General features: G+C 62.5%; 3 protein-coding genes. All 3 read right to left on the bottom strand.

What is annotated here, in order from left to right; genetic code table 11:
• Positions 1-82 precede the first annotated feature (82 nt).
• On the bottom strand, positions 83-682 hold the full coding sequence (locus P8L30_00865) for a hypothetical protein (GenBank protein MDG2238756.1): 600 nt from the start codon (positions 680-682) through the stop codon (positions 83-85).
• Between the two features lie 728 nt (positions 683-1,410).
• Entirely contained in the window at positions 1,411-4,608 is a 3,198-nt protein-coding gene (locus tag P8L30_00860; GenBank protein MDG2238755.1) for a UvrD-helicase domain-containing protein, read from the bottom strand.
• Positions 4,605-7,553 (bottom strand): PD-(D/E)XK nuclease family protein, encoded by a 2,949-nt coding sequence (locus P8L30_00855; GenBank protein MDG2238754.1) that lies wholly within the window; start codon positions 7,551-7,553, stop codon positions 4,605-4,607. The genes P8L30_00860 and P8L30_00855 overlap by 4 nt, the downstream gene beginning before the upstream one ends.
• Between the last annotated feature and the right edge of the window lie 341 nt (positions 7,554-7,894).

Here is a 7,894-nt window from a genome sequence, read left to right as displayed (position 1 = left end):
CCCGGCCTAGCTGACGGCAACTAGCTCCCCTCCGTGGCACCCAGCCACACCCAGGCTATCCAGCACTGTTCTGCGCGTCCGTTCAGGTAACCGGCAAGTCTGCCTCCCAAACCGCTGTATACGGATAGATCCAGCCTTCCTGTTCTAGTACCCAGAACAACCCTTCTTGAACTCTTATCTCAGGAAGACCCGGAATATCAAGCAGGCGAATCCAAGCTTGCTTAGGCCAAGTACAAGGTACAGATATCCTGATTTTTCCATCTGCTAAATGCAGAGTCCCTGTGTTCAAAGCCAAAGCAACTCGCGCCTCTGAATGTTTTTCAAAAACGTCGGTCCACACGTAGCTGTCGAAAGACCAATACAAAGGAACGGGTTTAGAATAGTTATCCAATTTATTCTGAATGAATTTGGACTCCAGAAAGAAGTCGGACTCGAATGTCATCTCCTGACCTTCGGAGGAAGGCAACAACATTAATGAGGCTTCTTTCGCTATCTCAGGATAGAGTGGAGCACCCAGTACATTCATGAGCACATAGGCGGTATAGATCTCCACTTTGTTAAACCATGAGAACTCACTCAACTCAATCGGCCTAGCGGACAGTTGATTGAGTCGTTGCAGCCCGGCAAAAGAGAGTGCTAGGAGCAGTAGAACTGCCAAGAGAGTTCTTTTCGCTAATTTCACCACAGCTTTCTTACATCCCGGTTATCAGGGGCACGATTCGCAACTGCTTGTAAGGCAATCATTGTGCCAATGGTTTTGGGATCGCACGATTTGGGAATGGGAGCAGAGCTTGAGGCGCATCCCGACGGCCCCTAGCCCCCTCCGTGGCATCCGCCACACCCAGCCCTGTTCTGCGCGTCCTGAGTTACCCCTGTTTGGTGTATGTGCGATTCCCCGTTTACTGTTGAGCATGACCGAAGGCCCAAAGACCTGCTACAGGTGTGGGACCGACAAACCCAGCTAACCATGGGCTACTTAATGGGCACTCTCATCGCGGATAGAGCGACGGGTACAAGCGAGCTTCGACGATGAGATTTGCACTGGTGGATGGGCAACGCAGAGAGGCAGAGTCCGGCCTCTCAGGGGAATGCGATAGTTGCGGAAGTGCCCTAGTGGCGAAGTGCGGGAATGAGGGTCCGGCACTGGGCGCACCGGGGACGGCGCAGTTGTGATCCTTGGTGGGAGAACGAAACAGAGTGGCACCGCAGTTGGAAGGCACGATTCCCGGTGACGTGCCCCCCTGAAACGAGACCAGCGCGAATGTTAGGATGAGGCGGGGGTCGCAGAATCAGGGGGTCACGTCAGGACGCACATCATAGGCGCGCATCCCGGAATGTGCGACGTGGGCAGTGCGTGGACTGGGGCGTCTCCTCTGTTCCTGGTCGCTCGGGCCTCTTTCGGGTTCGGGGTCATCCCACCCCCCTCACCACGCCCGCCTCCAAAAACAGCAGCTTCCCACCAACCTCGCCCTCAGCCAGCCCATACCGCTCCCGAACAACCTCACAATACGCCTCGATCTGGGGTTGGTAGTGCTCAGTCCTCGCAGCCAGACCCGCCTCATCCCCAGCCGCAATGCGATCTGTCTTGAAGTCCAGCACCTCAGCACCCACGACCTGTCCATCGCGCTCAATGAGCACCAGCCGGTCGATGAATCCCTGCTGAATGTTGCCGTCTACGCGCCGGACGAACGGCAGTTCATTCTCGACCCGCACTTCGGTGCCTGGGTCATCAGGATAGGCGGCTCGACCCAGCTTCTGCCGAATGTCCGCGAAGTCCATCCACTCCCGGAAGTCCTGAGCCAGCTTCGCCACCTCATCGGCGGGCATGGTCGGCGCCTCTTTGTGAGCGATGGTCTGCAGTGCCTCATCGCTCGGAAGACCGTCCTCCAGCCATTCGATGGCCTCGCACCATGCGTGCACCACCGTTCCCCGCTGAAGGGCAGGGCCGGCATCGAGCATGAGATGAAACGCTAGGTCGACGTCAGAGCCGCCTTCCATGCTGGACGGACTCCGGCGCGCCAGGTTGCGACCCGGCCCCTTCGTTGCGGGCCCGAGAAGCGGACCCGCCGGGTCAGTCGACTGCGCACGGGACTCTTCCTCGACCGGCTTTGCCCCACCCCCCTCATTGAGCTGGTTGAACCACAGGGGATCCCCGGCTTCCCACAGCACTCCGTTCTCACGGACTGACTCATCGTCGAGTCTCAGAGCATCACGGACCACTCCCGCGCTGTGCTTTGCCTCACCACCATCTGGGGGAACGATCAGGTGCAGTGCGTGCCGTGCACGGGTCAGCGCCACGTAGAGCCCGCTCAGTGCGTCTCTTAGGTCGGCAGCCTGGAGTTCTTCATTGGCCGCCGTGACCTCGGGAAACAGCGGGAGGAGTTCCTTCTTGATGCGGGGGTAGATCTGCCTGATTTGGCCAGTGCTCGGATCACGCTCCGGTATGGCAACGCCAGAGGCTTTGGGCGTTATAGACGCATACATCTCGGGAAGCACCACCACATCGAATTCGAGGCCCTTGGACCGGTGCACGGTCATGACCCGCACTGAGGCAGAGGAGGGATCCTCAACCGCCTGGCGGGCGACGTACCGACCGAAGTCATCCGGGCGAAGGGTAGGCCGTGCGTCCCAGCGGTGTCCGAGCTCCACCAGTTGTAGAAGACGCAGTACCTCCCGCTCGTCGCAGCTTGGCGCGAGCTCCTTGACCCACCCCGCAAGGGTAGGGCCGTATCCGTCTGAGATGAGGCTGCCGCGGATCCGGTCCGCCAGACGCTGTGCGGCGCCTGAGTCTCCGTGATCCTGGAACCCGACGACGGCGCCTAACGGTGAGGACGCCACATGGTACTGAGCGGCCCGGCTGCGCGGGTGATCCGCCAGGTGGAGGAGCGATAACAATGCGTTGACCGGCGGCGTGTCTGTCAGGGGCGTGCCCCCTTCGCCGCTGGCTCGCACACCCAAGGCCTGCAACTCGTTCATCATGCGACCCAAGACCTTATTGCGCCTAACCAGCACACCGATGCTTTGGTCCGGCATCTGTGCATGGAGGTCCCTTATGATCTCTGCAGCGCGCCGGAGGAGGTTGGGCTGAATAGCACTAGCGCCGTCGTCTTCCGGACCTAAATGGATGCGCACGTGGCCCGGTAGGTCCTTGGCTGGCTTGAGCTCCGTGAAGTCGCTCATCCAATCGGCAGCGACGGCCGGTCCCACGTTGAACTTCGAGAGGATCCCGTTCGACGGGAGAGCTCGGAATACGTCTGCTACGAAGCCCAATACCACGGCGCTGGAGCGCCAGGATTGGTCCATCGTTTTCGCGGTCAGGCTGTAGGCCGTCCCAACCTGGCGCACCAACTCTGGACGCGCGCCCCGCCATCCGTAGATGGACTGCTTGGGATCAGCCACGATGACCCCGGCCCGCTCGTCCAGGTGCCCGGACAGCAACTCTTCGGCCAGGGGTGACAGCGCCCTCCACTGTTCCAGAGATGTGTCCTGGAATTCATCGAGCAGGATGTGCCGAACCTGCTGATCGAGGCGATAGTGGAGATCCTCTCTGCTCCCGGCGGCGTCATCGCCGCCAAGCATGTAGGTGACATCCTCGAACCGGTAGGCTCCCATACGGCGTTGGGCCTGCTCGAATGCCGTCTCGAGAAGTTCGGCCAGGCGGCCCAGCGCTTCGCACTCGCGCTGGAAGTGAGGGGCAAGATCGCTGCGTGCGAGTTGTTTGGCTTCTTCGAAGATCTCCGCGAAGTCTTCAGTGATCGGCTTGCGGGAGAGGGTGTCTTCGCCGGCAATGATCTTCGCGCCGATTCCCTTTCCGAAGACGGGAGCCCACTCGAGCGCCTCAATGGCACCAGCGGCGGCATTCTGGGCATTCACCCAAACCTTCATCGGCAGGCCTTTTTGGGTGAGCGGCACCTCCAGGCCTCGCAGTCGAACCGCTAGATCGCTTGCTGCTTCCCGGACTTTTCCAGGCGAGAGCGGCTTCGTCATGGCGAAGTCTGGCTTCCACGGATCCACCGCATCGGGATCCAACTGCCTGCGCATGCGAATGAGGGTATCCACCTTCTGCACGAGATCGTCGTGGACGGTTCGGTTCGCTGCCCCCCGGTTGATCATGCGGAGAAGCTCAACGAACTCTGGTTTGTCGGCCTCGGTCAGCGCGGCCTGCACAGCTTCGGTGCGAAGCCGATCCTCAGTGGGCTGATCTGTGATGCTCCACCCCGGGGCGAGCCCCAGTTCCTGAAAGAAACTCCGGGCCACGCGGATGAAGAATGCGTCCAACGTGCCCACATTCATCTGGTGGAGGTCTGTGAGCAGCTGGGCCAGAAGAGCGCGGCACTCCCCAGGGTCTGCCAGGCGAGGATGTGCACTCTTGCCAAGCTCACGAGCGCTCTCAGCGGTGACAGCACCTTCGGCCAGACGGATCAGGACCCGGTCCAGAATCTCTCCCGCTGCCTTTCGAGTGAAGGTGGATGCGAGGATCTCACCGGGTGGCGTGCCCATCGCCAGCAGTTTGATGATCTGGCTGGACAGGTGGTACGTCTTTCCTGATCCGGCCGAAGCCAGCACCAACTCACGTGGGAGGGGTGGAGGTGCGGAGGATGTGCTCATCGGTCGCCCCCGTCAGTGACGTTCTCATCAGCCAGGGCGCCGGAATCCTCTTCGCCGCTAGTCTGCCACCCCTTTGCCAGTAGCGGCTCCAGTGCGTCTCCGCCGAACCAGCCGGACTTCGGCACCGCGGGGTCGAACTCGAAGCGGCGTGTCCGGAGTGTGCGGACCGCGCCGCGTGCCACTTCCTCGGCTGCGGCTAACTCTTCGTCGGTCCAGGGAGCGAGCATGAAGGCGCTCTCTTCGGTGTTCTTGGGGAGGGAGATGTAGCCCAACTCAATACTGCCGTTTCCATCCGAGTCCGTGCGGACCACTTGCTGACCCTCGTCATCGACGACTCCAGATAGCAAGCGGCGGTAGAGGGGAAGTTGAAGATCCACCCATTCGCGGGCGTCACCCCGGCCCTTCCTATGTGTCTTGTCTGGGGCGTCCACGGAGTTTCCGGTCTTGTAGTCGAGTACCGCCCAATCGCCCGTGGAGGTGTTGTGGTCGATGCGGTCGATGCGGCCCCGGAGGAGAACGGACTCGCCATCGACATCGAATGGCATACCATCGCCCTCAGGCTGCTGCTCCACGGCGACGATCCGCCAACCGTGGGAGGCCCACTCGGCCTGACTGGCGGCGAACGCGCGGAAGCGGGACCGGAGCTGCTCGACTTGGAGTGCGACTGCTGGGAGAGCTGCGCTCCCGAAGCGGGCGGCGACCTGGGCGTCGAGGACATCCCCAAGCGCCCGGAACACCGCTTCAACGTCGGTGATGTCCACTGTGGGTGGAGCGTGTAGTGCCATCCGGCCGAAGCCTTCCAGGACATCGTGCGCGAGGCTGCCGAACCCCAGCGGATCGAGCTCTCGTGCCTCGTCGTCGACACTATCGAGCCCGTAGACCCGCTCGAGTACAAAGCGATAGGGGTCGGAAAGAATGGACTTGAAGTCCGTGACCCGAAGCCTGGTCGGCACCTCAGCCGGATTCAACTCGAGCAGCGGCTGGGGCGGAACTGTGAATCGGCTGCGAGCGCCAGGTTCGAGGCCAAGCGTGGCCAGGCTCGATCCCGTCTGGGCGGCCCCATCACCCTGGAGGAAGTGGAGCACCCGAGGGGCCATTTCCTCTTCCGGAATCCGGAACATGAGACGGCTCGGCCGCAGCGGGTCATTTTGGGCGCTGCGGCGACCCGCGATGAGCCGTACTTCCACCTTCGAGTGCAGTACCGTGGTGAGGCGGTAGGCGTCCCGGGCCAGCCTGCGACGGTTGTCGATCAGGCCCAGGCGGCTCCGGAGAGCGTCCGGAAGGAAGGCATGTCCGCTCACGGACTCGGGGAGCATCCCTTCGTTGAATCCCGTAAGCATCACGACGGGTGCGTCGTCTAGTGGCACCTCCAGCCAGTCCAGCAACTCCACCGCATCACGTCTGGGTTCCGGTGGGAGTGCGTCGTCCCGGAGCTCCAGCAGGAGGGCCTGGATGGCCGCGCTGCCCGAGCACTCCTCGTCTAGCAGATCGGGAGGGCTCGCAAGTGTGATCGCCACAGAGCGAACACGGCCCAGGACGTCCAGGAGGCGCCGGTGAAGAGGCTTGCTCCGGTCCAGCTTCCGCTCCCCGTATGCGGTCAGGAGGACATCTCTGATGAGAGGCATCCACTCGGAGAGGCGCTTGCGCCCCTTGAGTTGGCTGAGAGGCCCTGAGCGGTCGAGGGAGTAGACCAAAGGGGGGAATCGGGCGGCTCTTTTTTCACCGGCCGGAATGCTGCCCTGTAGTCGGTACGGGAAGTGGTCGTTGAAGTATTGGTCGGCCGCGTCGATTGCTTCGAGGCGGGAGGGCGTTTCGGATGTGGTCTGGGTTAGCGGGCCGGCATCGGGATGCCTGAGTAGAGCCGCGAGAGACAGAAATGCGCGGTCGTCGAGGTAGTTGGCCACGGCCTCCAGGAGGCGCACGGGTGCTGTGTGGGGAAGGGGAGTGCCGGCGGCATACCGCGGCGCAACGCCCCGGGCTTCAAGGCGTTGCTCCAAGTATGGCACGACGTCGGAGTCGGCATGCACGGCGAGCACCACGTCTTCGGCGGTGTACTGCCCCGCGAGACCGGTCAGCGAGTCGATGACCGCATCCGCTTGATCTCCAGGGCCGTCCACCACTCGCAGGACCTCATCCGTCACCGGCACCTCGGCCGCCTCCCAGTAGTCGGTGGACGGGAGGCCGAGGTCGTCGAACACAGGCCCATCGTCACCTCCCTCCGGGGCAATCTCTGGCGCGTGGATGAGCGTGCGCACCTCGGCGCCGCTGGCTTCGATGAGTCGGCGAGTGACAGACGGCAGTTCCACGATCGAGATGAGCCACAAGACGCCGGCGAATGGGGTCACCCCAGTCTCAATGGCCACCATGCGGGACTGAAATCGGTCGGATAATCCGGCTGCATCGAGAAGTCGCAGGTAGTGCGCTTGAACCTGGGCCATCGCTCCCCAACGAGGTCCGTCATCGTAGAGCGACCCAGAGTGGCAGATCCTGGCGACGTCCGAGAAGCTGTGTCCCTCTCCGGCGACGCTCTGGTGAAGGCCGGACAGCAGTCCGGCCAGCTCATCCCACTCAGCCAGGTTGTTCTTCTTAGGTAGCTCCGGAAAGACCACGCGCAGAGACGCCGGGCTGACGCTGCGGAGCGCCTTGGACCAGGCGCGCCTTGAGGTGGCGTCGTCCGCCAATGCCTTGGGGTCGGTGTGGAGTTCGAGCGGGAGATTTCCCACAGTCGTGGCTGTGGGCGGAATCAGCGTCGCGCCCCGCGCCTCTGTCTCCTCGAGCAGGACTTCGATGATGCGGCGCAGGGCTCTGCCGCCGGGGAGGACGAGGGTGGCAGCCCTCATGTCTACAACGTCCCCATCGATGTAGTGGTCGATGAGATGGGCCGCGGCTAACGGGAGGGCGGGCCCGTCCCAGCCTAGGAAGATGTGGTTATGGGTCTGTGGCATGGGCTCAGTCCGTGGTGGCCTTGGCGTTTCCACCCACGGCGTGGACTCGATCGGCGGGTTTTGGCAGCTGGTCGGTCATGGAGGTACGCGGCCGGCGGACACCGGTGCCTTGAGAAGAGAGGCGAGGGGAGCAGTATGCTCCTACCATGCGTGAGGGCACGGAGCGGTGCCAGTGGGGAGGTCCCCCACACCGGCGCCGCGCACCCGCATCGCGATCGCATACCCTACTGGAGGGGTGTGACAGTCAGGCCAGGTTGGTCGCCCTCCACAGCATCGGCGAGACCCCAGTACCCCCCCCTATTCCACCGTCATTGACGCTGAACCACTATCCACTGTTTCTG

The sequence above is a fragment of the Longimicrobiales bacterium genome (genome assembly GCA_029245345.1).
Lineage (GTDB): Bacteria > Gemmatimonadota > Gemmatimonadetes > Longimicrobiales > Gaopeijiaceae > CALFPJ01.
Note: the sequence above shows the minus strand (reverse complement) of the source record. Positions and strands in the feature narration are given on the sequence as shown.

Coding starts and splice junctions, on each gene's coding strand:
- P8L30_00860 (MDG2238755.1), bottom strand. CDS start 4,608: ATGAGCACATCCTCCGCACCTCCACCCCTCCCACGTGAGTTGGTGCTG.
- P8L30_00855 (MDG2238754.1), bottom strand. CDS start 7,553: ATGCCACAGACCCATAACCACATCTTCCTAGGCTGGGACGGGCCCGCC.